Here is a 21,540-nt window from a genome sequence, read left to right as displayed (position 1 = left end):
CATTCAGGAGGAGCCTGCGGCCAACGTTGGCCGCAGGCAACCTTGCCTAATTAATAACGTTCCAGGTCGATATCCAGGCCCAGCGAGCGGATTTCTTTAACGAGTACGTTAAAGGATTCCGGCATGCCGGCGTCGATCTTGTGTTCGCCCTTGACGATGTTTTCGTAAATCTTGGTACGGCCGGTGACATCGTCCGACTTCACGGTCAGCATTTCCTGCAGCGTGTAGGCGGCGCCGTAGGCTTCCAGTGCCCACACTTCCATCTCACCGAAACGCTGGCCACCGAACTGCGCCTTACCACCCAGCGGCTGCTGGGTAACCAGCGAGTACGGACCGGTGGAACGGGCGTGCATCTTGTCGTCAACCAAGTGATGCAGCTTCAGGTAGTGCATCACGCCGACGGTGACGCGGCGGTCGAAGGCTTCGCCGGAGCGGCCATCGTACAGCGTCATCTGCGTCTTGCTGCCATTGAAGCCCAGTTGCGCGGTGTGCTCGTCTTCATCCGGGTATGCCAGTTGCAGCATGTGCATGATTTCGGATTCTTTCGCACCGTCGAATACCGGCGTCGCGAACGGCATGCCCTTGCGCAGGTTTTGCGCCAAGGTCAGGATCTCGTCATCCGACATCTCCGCCAACGATTCCTGCTTGCCGGTATCGTTGTAGATGCGCTCCAGGTAGGCACGCAGCTCGCCGATGCCCTGCTGCTGCTTCAGCATGCGGTCGATACGCTCGCCGATACCCTTCGCCGCCCAGCCCAGATGCACTTCCAGAATCTGACCGATGTTCATACGCGACGGAACGCCCAGCGGGTTCAGCACGATGTCGACCGGACGACCGTCGGCCATGTACGGCATGTCTTCCACCGGCAGGATGCGCGATACCACACCCTTGTTACCGTGACGACCGGCCATCTTGTCACCGGCCTGCAGACGGCGCTTCACGGCGATGTAGACCTTGACCATCTTCTGCACGCCAGGCGGCAGTTCGTCGCCCTGGGTCAGCTTGCGCTTCTTGTCTTCGAACTTGAGGTCGAATTCTTCACGCTTCTGCGCCAGACTTTCCTTGATCAGTTCCAGCTGCTTGGCGATGTCTTCATCGGCCATGCGGATGTCGAACCATTCGTGCTTGGACGGCAGGCCGTCCAGGTAGGCGACGTCGATCTCGGTGCCCTTGGCCAGACGCTTAGGACCGCCGTTGGCAACCTTGCCCAGAATCAGGCGTTCGATACGGCTGAAGGCATCGTTTTCGAAAATACGCAGCTGGTCGTTCAGGTCCAGACGATAGCGCTTCAGTTCGGCATCGATGATGGACTGGGCACGCTTGTCGCGCTCGATACCCTCGCGGGTGAACACCTGCACGTCGATCACGGTGCCGACCATGCCGGTCGGTACGCGCAGCGAGGTGTCTTTCACGTCGGACGCTTTTTCACCGAAGATCGCGCGCAGCAGCTTCTCTTCCGGCGTCAGCTGGGTTTCGCCCTTCGGCGTCACCTTGCCGACCAGCACGTCACCGGCGGTCACTTCGGCGCCGATGTAGACGATGCCGGAGTCATCCAGACGGTTGGACATGCGCTCGGACAGGTTCGGGATATCGCGGGAGATTTCTTCCGGCCCCAGCTTGGTGTCACGGGCAACGACCGACAATTCTTCGATGTGGATCGAGGTGTAGCGATCGTCGGCTACCACCTTCTCCGAGATCAGGATCGAGTCCTCGAAGTTGTAGCCGTTCCACGGCATGAAGGCGATGGTCATGTTCTGACCCAGCGCCAGCTCGCCCATATCGGTCGAGGCACCATCCGCCACCACGTCACCGCGGGCGATATGGTCACCAACGCTGACTACCGGGCGCTGGTTGATGTTGGTGTTCTGGTTGGAACGGGTGAACTTGGTCAGGTTGTAGATATCGACACCGACTTCACCGGCCAGCGCTTCTTCGTCGTTGACGCGCACCACGACACGGGTTGCGTCGACGTAATCCACCACACCGCCACGGCGAGCCACTACGGTGGTGCCGGAGTCGGTCGCCACGGCGCGCTCGATACCGGTACCGACGAAGGATTTCTCCGGACGCAGGCAAGGTACCGCCTGACGTTGCATGTTGGCACCCATCAAGGCACGGTTCGCGTCATCGTGTTCCAGGAACGGAATCAGCGAGGCCGCCACCGACACCACCTGACCGGTCGCCACATCCATGTACTGCACGCGGTCCGGCGTCGACAGGATGGTTTCGCCTTTTTCACGGCAGGTCACCAGCTCGTCGATCAGGCTGCCATCTTCCGCCAGCTCGGCGTTGGCCTGGGCGATGATGTAGCGGCCTTCTTCGATCGCGGACAGGTAGTCGATCTCGTTGGTCACCTTGCCGTCGATCACCTTGCGGTACGGCGTCTCGAGGAAGCCGTACTCGTTGGTGCGGGCATACACCGACAGCGAGTTGATCAGACCGATGTTCGGACCTTCCGGCGTTTCGATCGGGCACACGCGGCCGTAGTGGGTCGGGTGTACGTCACGCACTTCGAAGCCGGCGCGTTCGCGGGTCAGACCGCCCGGGCCCAGGGCCGATACGCGGCGCTTGTGGGTCACTTCGGACAGCGGGTTGGTCTGGTCCATGAACTGCGACAGCTGGCTGGAGCCGAAGAATTCCTTGATCGCGGCCGATACCGGCTTGGCATTGATCAGGTCGTGCGGCATCAGGTTGTCGGATTCGGCCTGGTTCAGGCGTTCCTTCACCGCGCGCTCGACGCGCACCAGACCGGCACGGAACTGGTTCTCGGCCAGTTCGCCGACGGAACGGACACGACGGTTACCCAGGTGATCGATATCGTCCACTTCGCCACGGCCGTTGCGCAGCTCGACCAGGATGGCGATCACGGACACGATGTCTTCAGTCGACAGCACGCCGTCCATCACGTCGCGGCGATGCGCGAAGGTTTCGGACAGCATGGTCTTGAACCACTCCGGCGACTTGTCGTCCAGCTTGTACTGGTAAGTGCGGGTGTTGAACTTCATGCGGCCAACACGGGACAGGTCGTAGCTGTCCTCGTTGAAGAACAGGCGCTGGAACAGTTGCTCGACAGCGTCTTCTGTTGGCGGCTCGCCTGGGCGCATCATGCGGTAGATGGCTACGCGTGCCTGCAGCTGGTCGGCGATGTCGTCGCCGCGCAGGGTGTGCGCGATGTAGCCGCCGTGGTCCAGGTCGTTGATGAACAGCACGTCGACTTCGGCGACGTCATGGATGTCCATCTTGGCCAGCAGGTCGTCGGTGATTTCCTCATTGGCGCGCGCGATCACTTCGCCGGTTTCAGGGGCGATTACGTTGCGGGCCAGGATCTTGCCCACCAGCACGTCGAACGGCACTTCGATACGGTCAAGGTTGGCCGCAGCGATGTCACGGATGTGCTTGGCAGTAATACGCTTGTCCTTGGCGACGATCAGCTTGCCGTCTTCGCCAACGATGTCCAGCTTGGCCACTTCGCCCTTCAGGCGGTCGGCAACCACTTTCTGGAAAACGCCGTTCTTGGTCAGGTAGAAGGTGTCGCAGCTGTAGAACTCGGACAGGATCCGCTCGCTGGTATAACCCAGTGCCTTCAGCAGGATCGACACCGGCATCTTGCGACGGCGGTCGATACGGAAGAACAGCTGGTCCTTGGCGTCGAACTCGAAGTCCAGCCAGGAGCCGCGGTAAGGAATCACGCGGGCGGAGAACAGCAGCTTGCCGGAAGAGTGGGTCTTGCCGCGATCGTGCTCGAAGAACACGCCTGGCGAACGGTGCAGCTGGGAAACGATGACGCGCTCGGTACCGTTGATGATGAACGAACCGTTCGAGGTCATCAGCGGGATTTCACCCATGTAGACTTCGTTCTCGCGCACTTCCTTCACCACCGGCTTGGAAGACTCGCGATCGAGAATGGTCAAACGGATTCGTGCACGCAGGGGCGATGCGAAGGTAATGCCGCGCAGCTGACATTCCTGAACGTCAAACGGTGGCTCACCCAGGACATAGTGTACAAAGTCGAGGCGGGCAAAGCCGTTGTGACTTACGATCGGGAAAATCGACTTGAATGCAGCCTGCAGGCCCGCATCCTTACGCTGATCGTACGGCACACCCAACTGGAGGAACTCAGTGTACGAATCAATCTGCGTTGCCAACAGGAATGGGACGTCGAGAACGGTTTGACGCTTCGCAAAGCTTTTACGAATACGTTTTTTCTCAGTAAACGAATAACTCATAGAGTCTCCATTGTGGGGGGTGGCGCAAGAAACCAAACGTCAGCAGCCACAAAACTTGAATGCTGACCTTTAGCGACTTGTTAGAGCATTACAAGCGCAACAAGGCTGGCGGATTTCTCCACCAGCCTCACTAATCTTCCCTAGGGAAGATTATTTTACTTCAGCCTTGGCACCAGCTTCGATCAGCTGCTTGGCAACGTCGTCAGCTTCAGCTTTGGACACGCCTTCTTTAACAGCTTTAGGAGCGCCGTCTACCAGGTCTTTGGCTTCTTTCAGGCCCAGACCGGTGATTGCACGAACAACCTTGATCACGTTAACTTTGCTTTCGCCAGCAGCAGTCAGGATCACGTCGAATTCGGTTTGCTCTTCAGCAGCAGCAGCGCCAGCGCCGGCAGGGCCAGCAACAGCAACAGCAGCGGCGGAAACGCCGAACTTCTCTTCGAACGCCTTAACCAGGTCGTTCAGTTCCATAACAGTCAGACCAGCAACTGCGTCGAGGATATCTTCTTTGGTGATAGCCATTTGTAAAACTCCTGAATACGGTATGAATCGAATAAATTAAGCGGCTTCGGCTTGCTTCTGCTCGGCCAGAGCGGCCAGAGCGCGAGCGAAACCAGATACCGGAGCCTGCATAACGTAGAGCAGCTTGGACAGCAGCTCTTCGCGGCTCGGGATAGAAGCCAGTTCGGCTACTTCGGCAGCACTCAGTACTTTGCCGTTGTAGGAACCTGCCTTGACAACGATTTTGCTGTCGTCTTTGGCAAATTGTTGCAGCACCTTGGCAGCAGCTACCGGATCAGCAGATACAGCGTAAACCAGCGGGCCAACCATTTGGTCAGCCAGTGCTTCGAACGATGTACCAGCAACGGCGCGACGTACCAGAGTGTTCTTCAGAACACGCAGGTACACGCCGTTCTCACGCGCCTTGGCGCGGAGTTTGGTCATGCTACTAACCTCGATGCCCCGATATTCAGCGATAACGAGAGTCTGTGCATCTGCCAGTTGGGCAGATACCGCAGCTACAACCGCCTTTTTATCTTCAATATTGAGACTCAAGGTCCACCTCCTAGACTGAAATGAAGCAGGATATTCTGCTTCGCTTTGCAGCGGCGACCTAATCAGGAGACATAACAAACGGATGGTGCTCATGGGCGGAATTGAACCGCCGACCTCTCCCTTACCAAGGGAGTGCTCTACCCCTGAGCTACATGAGCCAAATACGTTGAAAGCCTTCTAAGGGTTCACCATCTGCGTAGGCTACTCTTGCGAGCATTAAGTCAATCGACACCTACGGTCTTTGACAATCTGGCAGGCAAAGCCTGCCAGCCCAAAGCCTTTGCGAAACTGCTAAACCAGCGAATTAAACGCCAGTAGTTGCAGTGTCAACGCGCACACCAACACCCATGGTGCTGGATACGGCGATTTTCTTCAGGTATACGCCTTTGGATGCAGCTGGCTTGGCTTTAACCAGAGCGTCAACCAGAGCAACAAAGTTCTCGCGCAGGGCTTCAACTTCGAACGAAGCACGGCCCAGAGTGGCGTGAATGATACCAGCCTTGTCGGTACGGTACTGAACCTGACCGGCCTTGGCGTTCTTCACGGCTTCGGCAACGTTAGGGGTAACGGTACCAACCTTCGGGTTAGGCATCAGGCCACGTGGACCCAGAATCTGACCCAGTTGACCAACAACGCGCATTGCATCCGGGGAAGCAATCACAACGTCGAAGTCCAGGTTACCGGCCTTGACTTGCTCGGCCAGATCTTCGAAACCAACCACTTCTGCACCGGCAGCCTTGGCGGCTTCGGCGTTTGCACCTTGTGCAAACACGGCAACGCGTACCGACTTGCCGGTACCACGTGGCAGCACAACCGAACCACGGACAACCTGGTCGGATTTACGTGGATCCACGCCCAGATTCACGGCAACGTCGATGGACTCATCGAATTTTGCAGTAGCAGCACCCTTAACCAGAGCGATGGCTTCTTCAACAGCGTACAGCTTGTTACGATCAACCTGAGCTTTCAGGGCTTGAACGCGCTTGGACAGTTTTGCCATGTTACACACCCTCCACTTCCAGACCCATGGAGCGGGCGGAACCAGCAATCGTACGAACGGCAGCGTCAAGGTCAGCAGCGGTCAGATCCGGCTGCTTGGCTTTGGCGATGTCTTCCAGTTGTGCACGGGTCACTTTGCCGACTTTGTCAGCGTGAGCCTTGGCGCTACCCTTCTGGATACCAGCTGCTTTTTTCAGCAGGATGGTAGCAGGAGGCGTCTTCATCACGAAGGTGAAGGACTTGTCTGCGTAAGCAGTGATCACCACCGGAATCGGCAGACCTGGCTCGACGCCTTGAGTCTGGGCGTTGAACGCCTTGCAGAATTCCATGATGTTCAGACCGCGCTGACCCAGCGCTGGACCGATAGGAGGCGATGGGTTGGCTTTACCAGCTGGCACTTGCAGCTTGATGTAGCCGATGATTTTCTTTGCCACGATGTAGACTCCGTGTATGGGTTAAGCGCGGACTAACCGCTCCCCAAGTGAAAGGAGCAAGATTATACCTGCCCCACAAAAAAACAACAACTTAAAGTTTTTCGACCTGACTGAACTCAAGTTCAACCGGGGTATCACGACCGAAAATCTGCACCGAAACGCGCAGCTTGTTACGCTCGTAATTGACTTCATCGACGGTGCCGTTGAAATCATTGAACGGACCTTCGTTGACGCGAACGCGCTCACCCACCTCGAACAGCACCTTAGGCTTGGGTTTCTCCACCCCTTCCTGCATCTGCTGCATGATGGACTCGACCTCTTTCACCGAGATCGGCGCCGGGCGGTTAGCGGTACCACCCACGAAACCGGTCACCTTGGGCGTACTCTTCACCAGGTGCCATGTCTCATCGGTCATTTCCATCTCGACCAGCACATAACCAGGGAAGAACTTGCGCTCGGTAATGGAGCGGCGACCATTCTTGATATCAACCACTTCTTCAACCGGCACCAACACCTGGCCGAACAAATCCTGCAAGCCGTCGCGCTCGATGCGCTCACGCAGCGCTTTTTGCACACTCTTCTCGAAACCGGAGTACGCGTGCACCACATACCAACGCTTTGCCATGATTAACCTCTATTAAGCAATACGTCGTAGAACAGCCACGACAGGGAGGAGTCAACCAGCCACATGAACAAGGAGAGCACCAGCACGAAGACAAAAACCATCAACGTCATCTGGGTCGCTTCTTTTCTTGTCGGCCACACCACCTTTTTAGCTTCGACGAGCGACTCTTGGGCGTAAAGCACAAACTGCTTGCCCGGCGTCGACAACCACACCACGCCGGCCGCAATCGCAATCGAGACGACAAAAAGCAGCGCGCGCAGCACACCCTGGTCTGCCGGCAACAGGTAGAAACCAACCACCCCTGCCACCAACACCAGAATTGCCGCAACCAGCTTCAGCCTATCTTGCATTTCCATCTGTCGTTTCCACCATTTACATGCGTCAAAAAGACTAACCGGCGCATAAGCGCCGGTTAGTCTTAATTGGCAGGCCAGGAGGGTCTCGAACCCCCAACCCTCGGTTTTGGAGACCGATACTCTACCAATTGAGCTACTGGCCTAAAACCTATTTATCAGGCGATGATTTTTGCAACCACGCCAGCACCAACGGTGCGACCACCTTCACGGATGGCGAAACGCAGACCTTCTTCCATCGCGATCGGAGCAATCAGCTCAACCTTGATTTCCACGTTATCGCCTGGCATAACCATTTCCACGCCTTCTGGCAGGCTAACCGCGCCAGTCACGTCAGTCGTACGGAAGTAGAACTGTGGACGGTAGTTAGCGAAGAATGGAGTGTGACGACCGCCTTCTTCTTTGGACAGAACGTACACGGAACCGGTGAAGGTGGTGTGCGGCTTGATCGAGCCCGGCTTAACCAGAACCTGACCACGCTCAACGTCTTCACGCTTGGTACCGCGCAGCAGCACGCCCACGTTGTCGCCAGCCTGACCTTGGTCCAGCAGCTTACGGAACATTTCCACGCCGGTGCAAGTAGTCTTGGCAGTAGCCTTCAGGCCAACGATTTCCAGTTCTTCACCAACTTTAACGATACCGCGCTCTACACGACCGGTCACAACAGTACCACGGCCGGAGATCGAGAATACGTCTTCGATTGGCAGCAGGAACGGCTTGTCAACAGCACGCTCCGGAGTCGGGATGTAGCTGTCCAGCGCGTCGGCCAGACGGAAGATTGCTGGCTCACCGTATTCGGACTGGTCACCTTCCAGCGCCAGACGAGCGGAACCGGTGATGATCGGAGTGTCATCGCCCGGGAAGTCGTAGGACGACAGCAGGTCACGCACTTCCATTTCAACCAATTCCAGCAGCTCAGCGTCGTCAACCAGGTCAGCCTTGTTCAGGAAGACGATGATGTACGGCACGCCAACCTGACGGGACAGCAGGATGTGTTCGCGAGTCTGTGGCATTGGGCCGTCAGCTGCGGAGCAAACCAGGATCGCGCCGTCCATCTGCGCAGCACCAGTAATCATGTTCTTCACGTAGTCAGCGTGACCTGGGCAGTCAACGTGAGCGTAGTGACGAGTTTCGGTCTCGTACTCTACGTGAGCAGTGTTAATGGTGATACCACGTGCTTTTTCTTCTGGCGCGCTGTCGATCTGCGAGTAATCTTTCGCTTCGCCACCGAACTTCTTCGACAGAATGGTGGTGATCGCTGCAGTCAGAGTGGTTTTACCATGGTCCACGTGACCGATGGTACCAACGTTTACGTGCGGCTTGGTCCGCGCAAACTTTTCCTTAGCCATGGCAAATTCCCTGAATACAATAAAATGAGTTTGGTGCTCATGGGCGGAATTGAACCGCCGACCTCTCCCTTACCAAGGGAGTGCTCTACCCCTGAGCTACATGAGCCAAAAAACTTTACAACTTGCTGCACTTGGAGCGGGTGAAGGGAATCGAACCCTCGTCGTAAGCTTGGAAGGCTTCTGCTCTACCATTGAGCTACACCCGCCTTACGATCCCGGCCAACTCTAACTGCTTTCGCCGCCAAGATGCTGGTAACTTTGGTGGGGGGAGAAGGATTCGAACCTTCGAAGGCTGAGCCGTCAGATTTACAGTCTGATCCCTTTGACCGCTCGGGAATCCCCCCTGAAGAAGCCCGAATATTATAGACAGATCTGGCGACCGTCAACAGCTTTTCCGCATTTTTTTGGTTTTTCTGCGGCCAAAATACAAACGGCCGCCACACTACGTGGCGGCCGTCCGGCAAATCAAGCACTTAGCCCGATCAGGCCTTGCCGGTGATCACCAGGTACTTCTGATACAGCTGGTCGTGAGTCTCCGGATTGGAGGCATCCAGCGGGATGCAGTCTACCGGACAGACTTGCTGACACTGCGGCTCGTCGTAGTGGCCGACACACTGGGTGCACAGGTTAGGGTCGATCTCGTAGATCTCTTCACCTTGCGAAATGGCGTTGTTCGGGCACTCCGGCTCACAGACATCGCAGTTGATGCATTCGTCGGTAATGATCAAAGACATAGTAATTTCCTCAGGTATTTCACTAGTGAATTCTGGCACCGCCGGCACACCATCGCAAGCCCATGCCGTTATATGTTTATTCGCTGGACCCGGCCACCAGCAGCGCAAAGCGCACCGCCCCCGCCTTGCCCTCTTTCAGCACCTGCCAACCGGCAAACTGCTCCGGCCGATCTGATTCTATATATATGCATCCGCCCGCCTTCAGCATGCGGCCAACCTTGGGCAGCAATGCCGGCAGCAGGTTCAGCGCATATGGCGGATCGAGGAAGATCAGGTCGAAGCGCTCCGCGCTACGCGCCAGGTAGTCCTCTGCGGCACCGGAATGCAGCTGCACCTCCGCAGCCCCCAGTAAAGTCTTGCTGTCGCGCAGGCATTGCAATGCCGTGCGGCTTTTCTCGACCAGCACCACCTTGCGCGCACCGCGCGATGCCGCCTCGAAGCCCATCGCCCCGCTGCCGGCGAACAGATCAAGACAGTCGGCGCTCTCGACGCGATCGGCCAGCCAGTTGAAAACGGTTTCGCGCACCCGGTCTGGGGTTGGCCGCAAGCCTTCGGCATCCGGGAAAGGCAGCAGGCGCCGGCGGTACTTGCCGGCGATGATCCGCACCCTGTTGCGTTGCTGCGCCATGCCATGTCCTGCCTTGTTCAAAGAAGGGCAGGATTTTACTCCATTTCCCGCCCTGTAACTTCTGTCATGAATCAATCCGTTAACGCCATGTCGCGCTTTATACTCAGGTTTGCCCCCGCTCCGGCTTTTGCCGGTACAATCCAGCGCTAATCACTTACTTCGACTCAGCCATTTCGCATGTTCAGCTTTTTCAAGAAAAAACCCGCTCCCGAGACTACTCCGACCCCGCCGACCGCCCCCGTCGCGCCGGTAGCCGACACCCCTGTCGTGCCGGCGACAAGCACCAGCCCGGCCCCTGAAGCCCCGGCCATCTCCACGCCGGCAAGCAGCAATGCCGCACCGGCAAAGCCGAGCTGGGCCGAGCGCCTGAAATCCGGCCTCGCCAAAACCCGCGACAAGCTGGGCAAGCAGCTGGCCGGCCTGTTCGGCGGCGGCAAGATCGACGAAGACCTGTACGAAGAGCTGGAGTCGGTACTGCTGACCTCGGACATGGGCATGGACGCCACCAGCCACCTGCTGCGCGACGTGCGTGAGCGGGTATCGCTGAAAGGCCTGAAAGACGCCAGCGAACTGAAGGGCGCGCTGAAGGAAGCGCTGGTCGAACTGATCCAGCCGCTGGAGCAGCCGCTGCAGACCCATGGCAAGAAGCCTTACGTGATCATGCTCGCCGGCGTCAACGGCGCCGGCAAGACCACCTCGATCGGCAAGCTGGCCAAGTACTTCCAGAGCCAGGGCAAGTCGGTGCTGCTCGCCGCCGGCGACACCTTCCGTGCCGCCGCGCGCGAACAGCTGATCGCCTGGGGCGAGCGCAACAACGTCACCGTGATCGCGCAGCAAAGCGGCGATGCCGCCGCCGTCTGCTACGACGCGCTGCAGGCCGCCATGGCTCGCGGCATCGACATCGTGATTGCCGATACTGCCGGCCGCCTGCCGACGCAGCTGCACTTGATGGAAGAAATCAAGAAGGTGAAGCGCGTGATCCAGAAGGCGATTCCGGACGCCCCGCACGAGGTGGTGCTGGTACTGGACGCCAACATCGGCCAGAACGCGATCAACCAGGTGCTCGCCTTCGATCAGGCGCTGGGCCTCACCGGCCTGATCCTCACCAAGCTGGACGGCACGGCCAAGGGTGGCGTCATCGCCGGCATCGCCAAACAGCATCCGGTGCCGCTGCGCTTCATCGGCGTTGGCGAAGGTATCGACGACCTGCGTCCGTTCTCGACCCGCGACTTTGTCGACGCGCTGTTCGACTGAGCAACTGATCCACTTGCGGTCACAGTACTTGCGGCCAACCTTTAGTGCGGAATGATTGCCGATGATCCGATTTGACCAAGTCACCAAGCGCTACCCCGGCGGACACGAGGCCTTGCGCAACCTGTCCTTCACCGTGGAAAGCGGCGAGATGGTGTTCCTTGCCGGTCACTCCGGCGCCGGGAAAAGCACGCTGCTGAAACTGGTTTCCGGTATCGAGCGCGCCACCAGCGGCAACGTACTGGTCAACAACCAGAACCTGAGCAAGCTGCGCGCCAGCCAGCTGCCCTACGTCCGTCAGCACATCGGCGTGGTGTTCCAGGATCACAAGATCCTGTTCGACCGCACGGTATTCGACAACGTGATGCTGCCGCTGGACATCATCGGTTTCGACCGCCGCGATGCGCAACGCCGCGTGCGGGCGGCCCTGGACAAGGTTGGCCTCGCCGGCAAGGAAAAGGTGATGCCGATCCGCCTGTCCGGCGGCGAACAGCAACGGCTGTGCATTGCCCGTGCCGTGGTGCACCGCCCCAGCATCCTGCTGGCGGATGAGCCGTCGGCCAACCTCGACCGTGCCTACGCGCTGGACATCATGGAGCTGTTCAAGTCCTTCCACCAGGTTGGCGTCACGGTGCTGATCTCGGCCCACGACGAAACGCTGATGGAAGACTACGGCCGCCGTATCATCCGGCTTCGTGAAGGACAATTCGCCGCATGAAACACTACCTCTACCTGCACGCGCAGAGCGCCCGCAGCGCGCTGCTGAAGATCCTGCGCCAGCCGTTCGGCAACTTGCTCAACCTGCTGATGCTGGCCATCGCGCTAGCGCTGCCGGTGTCGCTGTACCTCGGCGTCAGCAGCTTGCAGCAGTGGACCGCCAGACTGAACACCACGCCGCAGATCACGCTGTTCATGGAACTGTCCAGCGAACAGGCCGATCTGGCCGCGGTAGAGAGCAGCCTCAAGCACCATCCGCGGGTCGCCTCCTTCCGCTTCGTGCACAAGGACGCCGCGCTGAAAGAGCTGGAGCAGCGCAGCGGCCTGAATGCGATCAGCGAGGGCCTCGGCAGCAATCCGCTGCCGCACGCCTTCATCGTCACCCCGCAAGCGCTGGAGCCGGCGATGCTCGACCTGCTGCAGAAGGAGCTGTCCGGCCTGCCGATGGTGGAACTGGCGCAGTTCGATGCCGCCTGGGCGCGCAAGCTGCACGCGATGATCACCCTCGCCGGCCAGCTCGCCTGGCTTCTGGCGGTGGTGTTTGCGTTGGCGATGGTGCTGATCAACCACAACACCATCCGCATGCAGATCCTGGCGCGCCAGGAAGAAATCGCGGTCTCGAAACTGATCGGCGCCACCGACAGCTTCATTCGCCGCCCCTTCCTCTATCACGCGGCGTGGCAGGGCGGGCTGTCGGCGCTGCTGTGCTGGGGTCTGAGCAGCTGGCTGGCCTACCAGGCCAATCCGGCGCTGGCCGAGTTCGCCAGCCTGTACGGCATCGACGCCCAGTTGCGCAGCCTGCAGCCGCTGGAGGTGCTGGCCATGCTGCTGGGCGCCATGCTGCTGAGCATGCTCGGCGCAAGGTTGGCCGCAGACCATCATCTGCGCAAAAGCCAGCCAGCCTGACATCGGGCGAGACAATCGGTCTGATTGAAATTTGCCATTGGCAGGAACTCCTGTCGTCTGGCACTCTCATAATCCGAGTGCTAAGATAAGTCGGTCCATCTAGGAGGATTGCGAATACATGTCCACTTTTGCCCTGCCCGTGCTTTCTTCCAACGGTAGCCTGGAACAATACATCCAGACCGTTAACAGCATCCCGATGCTGACCCAGGAAGAGGAGATCGAGCTTGCCACGCGTCATCAGCAACACGAAGACCTGGAAGCGGCAAAACGCCTGGTGATGTCTCACCTGCGCGTGGTGGTATCCATCGCCCGCGGTTATGCCGGTTACGGCCTGCCACAGGCCGACCTGATCCAGGAAGGCAATATCGGCCTGATGAAGGCGGTCAAGCGCTTCGAGCCGAACCGCGGCGTGCGCCTGTTCTCGTTCGCGGTGCACTGGATCAAGGCCGAGATGCATGAATTCATCCTGCGCAACTGGCGCCTGGTGCGCATCGCCACCACCAAACCGCAGCGCAAGCTGTTTTTCAACCTGCGCAGCATGAAGAAGGGCTTTGCCGCGCTCAGCGACAGCGAAGCCCGCGCCATCGCCGAGGATCTCGGTGTCAAGCCGGAAGAAGTACGCGAAATGGAAACGCGCATGAGCGGCCAGGACGTGTCGCTGCTGGCCGACGACAACGACGACGACGCCTACGCCCCGATCGACTGGCTGGCCGATGCCCACAACGAGCCGACCGTGACGCTGGAGCGCCGCGCGGTGGATCGCCTGCAGAGCGAAGGCCTGCTGGAAGCGTTGTCGACACTCGACCCGCGCAGCCGCCGCATCATCGAAGCGCGCTGGCTGGCCGACGACAGCGGCGCCACGCTGCATGACCTGGCTGCCGAGTTCGGCGTCTCCGCCGAGCGCATCCGCCAGATCGAAGCCAAGGCGCTGAGCAAGATGAAGGCGGCGCTGCACAGCGGCGTGGTCATCGACGGCTGAACCATCTGCGCCGGCCTCCAGACACAAAAAATCCCTGCCAAGCGCAGGGATTTTTCATTGCCGCATCAATCATTCACGGCTTGCCATCGCCGCCTCCACCTGCTGCCGCAGCGGCTGCCATGCCGGCTCTTCCGGCGACAGCGCGCGCAGGAAGAACGGCGCGTAGGTCGGGAACGAGCCCAGCGCCAGCCGCATGGTGTAGGCGGCCTCCTGCGGGCGCCCTTCCAGCGCCAGGAACTGCGCTTCCTTGCGCAATACATCCGGATACGGCCGCATCTTCGCCAGCTGTGCGACCCACTGCCGCTGCACTGGCGGTGTATCACGGCCCGGCGTCACCACATCATCCAGCAGACCCAGCGCGTGGAAGGCAAACAGCGGCTCATTGCGCATGATCTGCTGCAGCCTCTGCTGTTGCTGCGCGGTGCGCGGGCTGTACAGGCCCTGCATCTCGACGTAGCGATAGCTGCCATACCCCGCCAGCAACAGCATCAGCAGCGCGCCGAACTGTACCGGCCGGAACGGGCGACGCTTGCCGCCCTCCGCCACCGGCGCCAGCGCCAGCAGCATCACCAGTACCGCAGGGAAATACAGGTACCACAGCGGGTACTCCAGCATGCTGTGCAACAGCGAGATGGCCAGCATGGCCAGCGGCAGCAGATGCACCGCCCGCGCCTGCCGGCCGCACCATGGCAGCAGCAACCACACCAGCCCCAGCAGTACCGCCAGGGTGCCGATCAGGCCGACCTCGGCCAGCAGCTGGAACACCAGATTATGCGCATTGCTGAACAGGCCGCTGTTGACACCGCTATCGGCAAACTGCGGCAGCAGTTGCAGCTGCACGCTGTGGTACGCGTACTGCGACCAGCCGGCACCGAACCAGGGCGCCTCGCGGAACACCAGCCACGCCTTGCCCCACTCCGCCAGCCGGCGGGCGCCCATGCCGTCGGAGTTGGCCGCCAGCCGCTCGACACCACTGGCCACCAGCTCACCATGCAGTAGCGGCCGCAGCAGCCACTCGCCCAGCGGCAACGCGAACTGCATCAGCAGCAGCAAGCCCGCCGCCAGCATCAGCCACTGCATCAGGCGCTTGCTGGCCTCGTCGCGCACGTGCCAGTACCAGGCCGGTGCCAGCAGCAGCAAGGCGGCCGCGTACAGCAACACGGTGCGGGAGCCGGCAAAGGCGATCGACAGCGCCAGCCACAAAAGCACGACGATGGCCACGCCACGCGACAGTACACGCGCAACGGCCAGCCAGCTGACCGCCACCAGCCCCCAGCTCAGGTAGTGCGCATACTGGTTGCGCTGCCCGATGTGACCGAAAATATTGGAAGTCGGATGCGCGCCATCGTAGAACAGCACGCCACCCAGCAGCGGCGCCAGGCCGGTGAGCTGCGCCAGCCCGATCAGCGACTGCAGCAGCGCACCGACCAGCAGCCCTTTGGCCAGCACCGTCATCACCGTTTCGGCGTCGCTCAGCGCCTGCCAGCGCGCGACGGCCAGCGCCAGCAGCGCCAGGGCGAGAAAGGCCAGCCCCGTCGCCGCATTGAGGCCGGGAAACAGCAGTTCGACAAACCATGGCTGGCTCAGCCACAGCAGCGCCAGCAGCACCAGCCACGGCACCACACGCGGCAGCCGCAGACTGCCCTGCGGCAGGCACAGGCAGGCCAGCGCGCCGAGCACCACGGCCGTGATCTCGCCCCACCACTGCGGTAGCGGCAGGTAGTGGAACGGCGACAGGAAGGGCAGGACGGTTACTGCCGCCAGCAGCAATGCGGCCAACCTTGGCCGCGCAAGAGAAGCAAACATCATCAATCCGCGTTTCGGCAAAGGCGGAAGCATACCGCACCGCCGCTTTGGCTGTCAGATCGGGAGCCCAATGCTCAGTCCCGTGGCGTAGCCAGCACGCTGGCAGCGGCGGCTTCCGCACCACCGTTACGACTGGCTTGCAATGCCGCATTGGCGATCGTCTGCAGCGGCCGCAGCTCCGGATCGTGGCGCGACATCAACTCGGCGGTAAAAGCCGGCGTATAAGCCGGATAAGCGGCGATGGCAAAGCGTAGCGCCTGTTCCGCATCAACACGATCACCATCCAGCGCCCGCAGGATCGCGACATTGATCAGCATGCTGGCATGCGGCCGATATTCGGTCAGGCGCTCGAACAGTGCCCGCTTCTCCTGCAGCTGGCGTTTGTCCACGATCAGGTAGTTGGCCAACACCATGTCGGCCTCATAAGTCCACAGCGGATTACGCGCGATATGCCAGATTTCCTCGACATGCTTCACATTCTCCTGTGGATTTGGACCCGGCATATACCAGCGCGCCAGTTTGTGATAACTCTGTAGCCCCGCCAGTGACTGCCACAGCAGCAGTGCACAAAAGCCCCACGTCAGCACGCGCCGCATCGACAGGCGGATATCCAGCACGAAACGACGCGCCGGCGACAGCCCCAAAAGAACGGCAAACAGGCTGAGAAAAGTCATGTACCACAGCGGATATTCGACCATGCTGTGCAGCAGCAGCACCATCGCCAGCAACACCACCAGCAGCGAGTGCACATCGGCCTGCTGCTTGCGGAAAAACGGCAGGAATGCCCAGCCCAAGCCGGCCACCACCACCGCAGTGCCAAGCAACCCCGTTTCCGCCAGCAACTGCAGGATCAGGTTATGACAATGTGCAAACAGCCAGCTCTCCGACCACTGTCCGGCAAAACCCATCGCCACTTCCAGGCGCACGCTCTCTGCCGCATAGCCGCCCAGCCCGACACCGAATAACGGGTGATCCAGGAACACCTGCCACGCCTTCTGCCACTCCACCCAGCGTCGGGCACCGAAACCGCCGGCCAGCATACGGTCGACACCGGAACCGATATCACCCAGCGGCAGGCCCAGCCAGGACAGCAGCGCGACCAGCTCCTTGTTGAACAACTGACAGCACACCAGCCAGCACGTCGCCAGCGCCAAAGCCATAGCCAGACGCCCGGTCTCGGCCTGCCGGCCACTGCGCCGGTAAAACAGCCACGCCAGCACCATGGCGGCGCCGGCATAGCCGATCGCCAGCCGCGAACCGGACCAGCTGATGAGCAAGCCGAACACCAGTACCAACGGCAACAGCAGCCAGCCACGTAACTTGCCGACGGCAAACAGGTAGCAGCCAGCAAATAGCGACAGCGTCAGATAATTGGCGTACTGGTTACGCTGCGCGATCTGGCCGAACAGATTGGCCGGATTGGTCTTGTCGTAGAACACCCACCACCACTGCACGGTCAACACCCACTGCGTCACCTGCAGCACGCCGACCAGCGCCTGCACCACCCCGCCCAACAACAGTCCCCAGGCCAGCGTCGTCAGTACCTCGGTGCGCTGATAGCCAGAGATGACATGGGCCAGAACCAGAGACAGCAGTATGGCCATACTGGCCGCCAGTCCCTGCCCCGGATACGGAGACGTCAGGGCGGTGACCAAAGTGAGCAGTGGCAGCAAGGTCAGCAGCAATACCGGGCCACCAGCTTCTACATCGCGCCGTCTTGCCGGCGACAGCAGCAAGACTGCCACCGCCAGCAATACCGCAACGGCACTGCTGACGTAATCTCCGGATGGCTGAAAACGCACCCAGTTGAGAAAAGGCATGGTCACCAGCAAAAACAGCATGTTCAGTGCCAAACGTTCCATGGCGATGATTCTTCTCGTTCCGCTTGCAAAAATAAAAAGCCCTTGCTGGGCAAGGGCTGGGTGAGACATCCAACTAACTGTAAGCCATACAGTTACGAGCAATTCTTCGGCAGGTAGTCTGTGGAGACGGCACTCGCAGCCGGCACTGTGCATGTCCATGTTGTGGAGTTGGAACCAAATGCTGGCACCAGCGTTACAGAGCGACCTTGCAATTCGGCATGAGCCTTAGAACCAAATGTTGCCGTGATAGTACAACCTGCCTCAACCGTGGCGCCGGAACCAGTGACTGCAATGTTTGCATAAGTACCGGAAGCAGCCAGTGCAGTACAAGTACCGGTTTCACCCTGCGTTTCCGCTACCTTCACCTTGATACCATCCGCCAGCGAGAACGCTTCCGAAACCTGCGCGCGCTTGGTGTAGTTGGAGTACGCCGGGATCGCGATCGCGGCCAGAATGCCGATGATCGCGACCACGATCATCAGTTCGATCAGGGTAAAACCTTGTTGTGCACGTTTCATGTGTAGCGCTCCTGTTTGAAAATAAAAACGGCAAACGACCAGTGTCGGGTAACAATCCGCTTGCGGTCTGCTGCCGCTGCACGCCTTGATGGCAGTTGCCGCGAGAATAACCGACCGTGCCGTGGCGCGTCTTGATTGCCGACAACACCCAGCAAGAACAGCGCCAGCGCGTGCCTGCCGCGCATTCTCTCCGCATAGCGCCAGCGCTGGCAAACTTTCCGTGCGATGGCGGGCTGTTGCGCACGGCGCGCGTCGGCGCAAAATCGGCATACTACTGACAATTTTCGTCACTCTTGCGCGGTGCGGCGCCATGTTACGATGCCCGCCTTGCCTTACGGAGCACTCGCCATGCATGACTCGCAAGCACAACACTGGCTGGCGCGCAGCCGCGCCTCGGTGTGGCACCCCTGCACCCAGATGAAGCGCCACGAAACCCTGCCCATCATCCCGATTGCCCGCGCCGACGGCATCTGGCTAGAGGATTTCGACGGCCAGCGCTACATCGACGGCGTCAGCTCGTGGTGGGTGAACCTGTTCGGCCACAACCAGCCGCGCATCAAGCAGGCGTTGAAGGATCAGCTCGACACCCTGGAGCACGTGATCCTCGCCGGCTTCACCCACCAGCCGGTGGTGGAGCTGTCGGAAAGGTTGGCCGCACTCACCGGCCTCGGCCACGCCTTCTACGGCTCGGACGGCGCCAGCGCCACCGAGATCGCGCTGAAAATGAGCTTCCACTACTGGCGCAACCACGGCCAGACGCAGAAGACCCGCTTCCTCAGTCTGGAAAACAGCTACCACGGCGAAACCGTCGGCGCGCTGGCGGTCACCGACGTGCCGCTGTTCTCCGACACCTACGCGCCGCTGCTCCAGCACAACCTGCGCGCGCCCAGCCCCGACGCCCGTCTCGCCGCAGCGGGGGAGACGGCCGCCGATGTCGCGCGCCGCGCCGCTGCCGCGCTGGAGACCCTGCTGCAACAGCACGGCCACGAGATTGCCGCCTTCATCATCGAACCGCTGGTGCAAGGCGCCGCCGGTATGGTGATGTACGACCCGCTGTATCTGGCCGAAGCGCGCCGCCTGTGCGACCAGTACCAGGTGCACCTGATCGCCGACGAGATCGCGGTCGGCTTCGGCCGCACCGGCACGCTGTTCGCCTGCGAACAGGCGGCGATCCGCGCCGACTTCCTGTGCCTGTCAAAAGGCATCACCGGCGGCTACCTGCCGCTGTCCTGCGTGCTGACCACCGACGACATCTACGCCGCGTTCTACGACGACGACGTCAGCCGCGGCTTCCTTCACTCGCACAGCTACACCGGCAACGCACTGGCCTGCCGCGCGGCGCTGACCGTGCTCGACATCTTCGAGGACGAACAGGTGATTGCGGCCAACCTTGCCACCGCCGCGCTGTTCAGCCGCCACCTGGCCGAGATCGCCGCTCACCCGGCGGTGCGCCACTTCCGCCAGCGCGGCATGATCTGGGCGTTCGACGTCGACTGCCAGCGCGCCGACTTTGGCCCCGCCTTCTTCAGCCTGATGCTGCAGCAGGGCTGCCTGGTGCGCCCGATCGGCAAGACGGTGTACTTCATGCCGCCCTACATCATCGAGGAAAGCCACATGCGGCAGCTGGTCGACGCCACGCTCATGGCGCTGACGCAACTGCTGGCCGGCGACCGGCCATCGTCGCGGCCGGAAACCGCGCTGCCGTAAGCCCCCCGCCGCGTGACGCACTGCGGCATGGCGGCGGAATCGGGTAAACTGACGGCTTTGCTTCTGACGGGATTCGGCGACATGCAATCGGTGATTCACAACGCCACGCGCATCGTGGTGAAAGTAGGCTCCAGCCTGGTGACCAATGACGGCAAGGGCCTGGACATGGGCGCGCTGGCGCGCTGGGCCGCCGAGATCGCCGACCTGAAACGCCGCGGCAAGCAGGTGGTTCTGGTCTCCAGCGGCGCCATCGCCGAAGGCTGCCAGCGCCTGGGCTGGGCCAAACGGCCGAAGGCGGTGCACGAGCTGCAGGCCGCCGCCGCCGTCGGCCAGATGGGGCTGTGCCAGGCGTACGAGAGCGCCTTTCGCGAACACGGCCTGCAGACCGCGCAGGTGCTGCTGACCCACGAAGACCTGTCCGACCGCCTGCGCTACCTCAACGCCCGTACCACGCTGTCGACGCTGCTGGCGCTGAACGTGGTGCCCATCATCAACGAGAACGACACCGTGGTCACCGACGAGATCCGCTTCGGAGACAACGACACCCTCGGCGCGCTGGTGACCAACCTGATCGAGGCCGACAGCCTGGTGATCCTCACCGACCAGCAGGGCCTTTACACCGCCGACCCGCGCAGGCACCCCGACGCCGCCTTCGTGCACGAGGCCGAGGCTGGCGACAGCAAGCTGGAAGAAATGGCCGGCGGTGCCGGCTCCAGTGTCGGCACCGGCGGCATGTACACCAAGATCATCGCCGCCAAGCGCGCCGCGCGCAGCGGTGCCGCCACCGTGATCGCCTGCGGTCGCGAGACCAACGTGCTGTCGCGGCTGGCCGACGGCGAGGCGATCGGCACCCAGCTCAATGCGCCGACCACCAGGTTGGCCGCACGCAAGCAGTGGCTGGCCGATCACCTGCAGCTGTCCGGCAAGGTGGTGCTGGACGCCGGCGCCGCGCTGGCGGTACGAGAAAAAGGCACCAGCCTGCTGCCGATCGGCGTCATCGCGGTGGAAGGCAGCTTCCTGCGCGGCGACGCGGTGGTCTGCGTCGACGAACAGCACGTCGAGGTGGCGCGCGGGCTGGTCAACTACAGCTCGGAAGAGGCGCGGCTGATCATGCGCAAGGCCACCCGCGACATCGAGGGTGTGCTCGGCTACCTGATCGAGCCGGAACTGATCCACCGCGACAATATGGTCGCGCTGTAAGAACCTGTTCACGATCTGCTGCGCTTCGGCGATACCGCGTTAAAAACGGCTTCGGAATGCTCATTTACCCCATGTAAATTCCGCTTTCTCAGCCGTTTTCGCCTTGTCTCGCGTGAGCGGGCGGGATCGTGAAGACGTTCTAAACGGCGCATACAAAACAACAGGGCTGCCGCGGCAGCCCTGTTTGCAT

19 protein-coding genes and 5 tRNA genes are annotated in these 21,540 nt (G+C 60.7%); 6 read left to right on the top strand and 18 right to left on the bottom strand.

The window, feature by feature from the left end:
* Positions 1-50 precede the first annotated feature (50 nt).
* The 15 genes from rpoB to rsmD all read right to left on the bottom strand — a co-directional run bounded on the left by rpoB (position 51) and on the right by rsmD (position 10,404).
* Positions 51-4,226: a DNA-directed RNA polymerase subunit beta gene (gene rpoB, locus PQU96_RS10090; protein WP_272772216.1), complete on the bottom strand. Its 4,176-nt coding sequence runs from the start codon at positions 4,224-4,226 to the stop codon at positions 51-53.
* A 150-nt stretch (positions 4,227-4,376) separates the two neighbouring features.
* On the bottom strand, positions 4,377-4,748 hold the full coding sequence (gene rplL / locus PQU96_RS10085) for a 50S ribosomal protein L7/L12 (protein ID WP_047968372.1): 372 nt from the start codon (positions 4,746-4,748) through the stop codon (positions 4,377-4,379).
* 36 nt (positions 4,749-4,784) lie between these two features.
* Positions 4,785-5,282 carry a 50S ribosomal protein L10 gene (rplJ, locus tag PQU96_RS10080; protein ID WP_272766814.1) on the bottom strand — a complete coding sequence of 166 codons (498 nt, stop codon included), beginning with the start codon at positions 5,280-5,282 and terminating at the stop codon, positions 4,785-4,787.
* Between the two features lie 83 nt (positions 5,283-5,365).
* Positions 5,366-5,440: transfer RNA gene (locus PQU96_RS10075), tRNA-Thr, on the bottom strand.
* A 146-nt stretch (positions 5,441-5,586) separates the two neighbouring features.
* The gene (rplA, locus tag PQU96_RS10070; protein WP_047968374.1) at positions 5,587-6,282 is read right to left on the bottom strand and encodes a 50S ribosomal protein L1; all 696 of its coding nucleotides are present in this window, start codon (positions 6,280-6,282) and stop codon (positions 5,587-5,589) included.
* A 1-nt stretch (position 6,283) separates the two neighbouring features.
* Positions 6,284-6,715: a 50S ribosomal protein L11 gene (gene rplK / locus PQU96_RS10065; protein WP_047968375.1), complete on the bottom strand. Its 432-nt coding sequence runs from the start codon at positions 6,713-6,715 to the stop codon at positions 6,284-6,286.
* Between the two features lie 91 nt (positions 6,716-6,806).
* On the bottom strand, positions 6,807-7,340 hold the full coding sequence (nusG, locus tag PQU96_RS10060; protein ID WP_189375622.1) for a transcription termination/antitermination protein NusG: 534 nt from the start codon (positions 7,338-7,340) through the stop codon (positions 6,807-6,809).
* Between the two features lie 2 nt (positions 7,341-7,342).
* Positions 7,343-7,696 (bottom strand): preprotein translocase subunit SecE, encoded by a 354-nt coding sequence (gene secE, locus PQU96_RS10055; protein WP_272772215.1) that lies wholly within the window; start codon positions 7,694-7,696, stop codon positions 7,343-7,345.
* Positions 7,697-7,763: 67 nt separating this feature from the next.
* Positions 7,764-7,839, bottom strand: a tRNA-Trp gene (locus tag PQU96_RS10050).
* 12 nt (positions 7,840-7,851) lie between these two features.
* Complete coding sequence (gene tuf, locus PQU96_RS10045; protein ID WP_272772214.1) at positions 7,852-9,042, bottom strand: elongation factor Tu; 1,191 nt, start codon at positions 9,040-9,042, stop codon at positions 7,852-7,854.
* 31 nt (positions 9,043-9,073) lie between these two features.
* Positions 9,074-9,148, bottom strand: a tRNA-Thr gene (locus tag PQU96_RS10040).
* Between the two features lie 26 nt (positions 9,149-9,174).
* A tRNA-Gly gene (locus PQU96_RS10035) sits at positions 9,175-9,248 on the bottom strand.
* 53 nt (positions 9,249-9,301) lie between these two features.
* Positions 9,302-9,386: transfer RNA gene (locus PQU96_RS10030), tRNA-Tyr, on the bottom strand.
* A 138-nt stretch (positions 9,387-9,524) separates the two neighbouring features.
* Positions 9,525-9,776 carry a YfhL family 4Fe-4S dicluster ferredoxin gene (locus tag PQU96_RS10025; protein ID WP_189375302.1) on the bottom strand — a complete coding sequence of 84 codons (252 nt, stop codon included), beginning with the start codon at positions 9,774-9,776 and terminating at the stop codon, positions 9,525-9,527.
* Positions 9,777-9,852: 76 nt separating this feature from the next.
* A complete protein-coding gene (rsmD, locus tag PQU96_RS10020) occupies positions 9,853-10,404 on the bottom strand; it encodes a 16S rRNA (guanine(966)-N(2))-methyltransferase RsmD (protein WP_272772212.1) in 552 nt (183 codons plus the stop codon).
* Between the two features lie 177 nt (positions 10,405-10,581).
* Between rsmD and ftsY the strand changes: the two genes are divergently transcribed.
* The 4 genes from ftsY to rpoH all read left to right on the top strand — a co-directional run bounded on the left by ftsY (position 10,582) and on the right by rpoH (position 14,257).
* Positions 10,582-11,658 carry a signal recognition particle-docking protein FtsY gene (gene ftsY / locus PQU96_RS10015; RefSeq protein WP_272772210.1) on the top strand — a complete coding sequence of 359 codons (1,077 nt, stop codon included), beginning with the start codon at positions 10,582-10,584 and terminating at the stop codon, positions 11,656-11,658.
* Between the two features lie 61 nt (positions 11,659-11,719).
* Entirely contained in the window at positions 11,720-12,373 is a 654-nt protein-coding gene (ftsE, locus tag PQU96_RS10010) for a cell division ATP-binding protein FtsE (protein ID WP_120812561.1), read from the top strand.
* Positions 12,370-13,278, top strand: coding sequence for a permease-like cell division protein FtsX (gene ftsX, locus PQU96_RS10005; RefSeq protein WP_272772209.1), 909 nt, complete (start codon positions 12,370-12,372; stop codon positions 13,276-13,278). The genes ftsE and ftsX overlap by 4 nt, the downstream gene beginning before the upstream one ends.
* 118 nt (positions 13,279-13,396) lie before the next feature.
* Positions 13,397-14,257, top strand: coding sequence for an RNA polymerase sigma factor RpoH (gene rpoH, locus PQU96_RS10000; protein ID WP_272772208.1), 861 nt, complete (start codon positions 13,397-13,399; stop codon positions 14,255-14,257).
* A 69-nt stretch (positions 14,258-14,326) separates the two neighbouring features.
* On the opposite strand, the gene PQU96_RS09995 is transcribed toward rpoH, so the two are convergent.
* From PQU96_RS09995 to PQU96_RS09985, 3 genes are all read right to left on the bottom strand, one after another.
* Positions 14,327-16,063, bottom strand: a complete 1,737-nt coding sequence (locus tag PQU96_RS09995; protein WP_272772207.1) for a PglL family O-oligosaccharyltransferase — start codon at positions 16,061-16,063, stop codon at positions 14,327-14,329.
* Positions 16,064-16,137: 74 nt separating this feature from the next.
* A complete protein-coding gene (locus PQU96_RS09990) occupies positions 16,138-18,078 on the bottom strand; it encodes a PglL family O-oligosaccharyltransferase (protein ID WP_272772206.1) in 1,941 nt (646 codons plus the stop codon).
* Positions 18,018-18,443 (bottom strand): pilin, encoded by a 426-nt coding sequence (locus PQU96_RS09985; RefSeq protein WP_272772204.1) that lies wholly within the window; start codon positions 18,441-18,443, stop codon positions 18,018-18,020. The genes PQU96_RS09990 and PQU96_RS09985 overlap by 61 nt, the downstream gene beginning before the upstream one ends.
* 348 nt (positions 18,444-18,791) lie before the next feature.
* Between PQU96_RS09985 and PQU96_RS09980 the strand changes: the two genes are divergently transcribed.
* Complete coding sequence (locus PQU96_RS09980) at positions 18,792-20,150, top strand: adenosylmethionine--8-amino-7-oxononanoate transaminase (protein WP_272772202.1); 1,359 nt, start codon at positions 18,792-18,794, stop codon at positions 20,148-20,150.
* An 81-nt stretch (positions 20,151-20,231) separates the two neighbouring features.
* Positions 20,232-21,350, top strand: a complete 1,119-nt coding sequence (gene proB / locus PQU96_RS09975; RefSeq protein ID WP_272772200.1) for a glutamate 5-kinase — start codon at positions 20,232-20,234, stop codon at positions 21,348-21,350.
* Positions 21,351-21,540 lie beyond the last annotated feature (190 nt).

The organism is Vogesella margarita, from assembly GCF_028548475.1.
GTDB lineage: Bacteria > Pseudomonadota > Gammaproteobacteria > Burkholderiales > Chromobacteriaceae > Vogesella > Vogesella margarita.
Note: the sequence above shows the minus strand (reverse complement) of the source record. Positions and strands in the feature narration are given on the sequence as shown.

Coding starts and splice junctions, on each gene's coding strand:
- PQU96_RS09990 (WP_272772206.1), bottom strand. CDS start 18,078: ATGCACAGTGCCGGCTGCGAGTGCCGTCTCCACAGACTACCTGCCGAA.
- nusG (WP_189375622.1), bottom strand. CDS start 7,340: ATGGCAAAGCGTTGGTATGTGGTGCACGCGTACTCCGGTTTCGAGAAG.
- rplA (WP_047968374.1), bottom strand. CDS start 6,282: ATGGCAAAACTGTCCAAGCGCGTTCAAGCCCTGAAAGCTCAGGTTGAT.
- tuf (WP_272772214.1), bottom strand. CDS start 9,042: ATGGCTAAGGAAAAGTTTGCGCGGACCAAGCCGCACGTAAACGTTGGT.
- PQU96_RS09980 (WP_272772202.1), top strand. CDS start 18,792: ATGCATGACTCGCAAGCACAACACTGGCTGGCGCGCAGCCGCGCCTCG.
- rpoB (WP_272772216.1), bottom strand. CDS start 4,226: ATGAGTTATTCGTTTACTGAGAAAAAACGTATTCGTAAAAGCTTTGCG.
- PQU96_RS10025 (WP_189375302.1), bottom strand. CDS start 9,776: ATGTCTTTGATCATTACCGACGAATGCATCAACTGCGATGTCTGTGAG.
- ftsY (WP_272772210.1), top strand. CDS start 10,582: ATGTTCAGCTTTTTCAAGAAAAAACCCGCTCCCGAGACTACTCCGACC.
- proB (WP_272772200.1), top strand. CDS start 20,232: ATGCAATCGGTGATTCACAACGCCACGCGCATCGTGGTGAAAGTAGGC.
- ftsX (WP_272772209.1), top strand. CDS start 12,370: ATGAAACACTACCTCTACCTGCACGCGCAGAGCGCCCGCAGCGCGCTG.
- rplL (WP_047968372.1), bottom strand. CDS start 4,748: ATGGCTATCACCAAAGAAGATATCCTCGACGCAGTTGCTGGTCTGACT.
- ftsE (WP_120812561.1), top strand. CDS start 11,720: ATGATCCGATTTGACCAAGTCACCAAGCGCTACCCCGGCGGACACGAG.
- PQU96_RS09985 (WP_272772204.1), bottom strand. CDS start 18,443: ATGAAACGTGCACAACAAGGTTTTACCCTGATCGAACTGATGATCGTG.
- PQU96_RS09995 (WP_272772207.1), bottom strand. CDS start 16,063: ATGTTTGCTTCTCTTGCGCGGCCAAGGTTGGCCGCATTGCTGCTGGCG.
- rpoH (WP_272772208.1), top strand. CDS start 13,397: ATGTCCACTTTTGCCCTGCCCGTGCTTTCTTCCAACGGTAGCCTGGAA.
- rsmD (WP_272772212.1), bottom strand. CDS start 10,404: ATGGCGCAGCAACGCAACAGGGTGCGGATCATCGCCGGCAAGTACCGC.
- secE (WP_272772215.1), bottom strand. CDS start 7,696: ATGGAAATGCAAGATAGGCTGAAGCTGGTTGCGGCAATTCTGGTGTTG.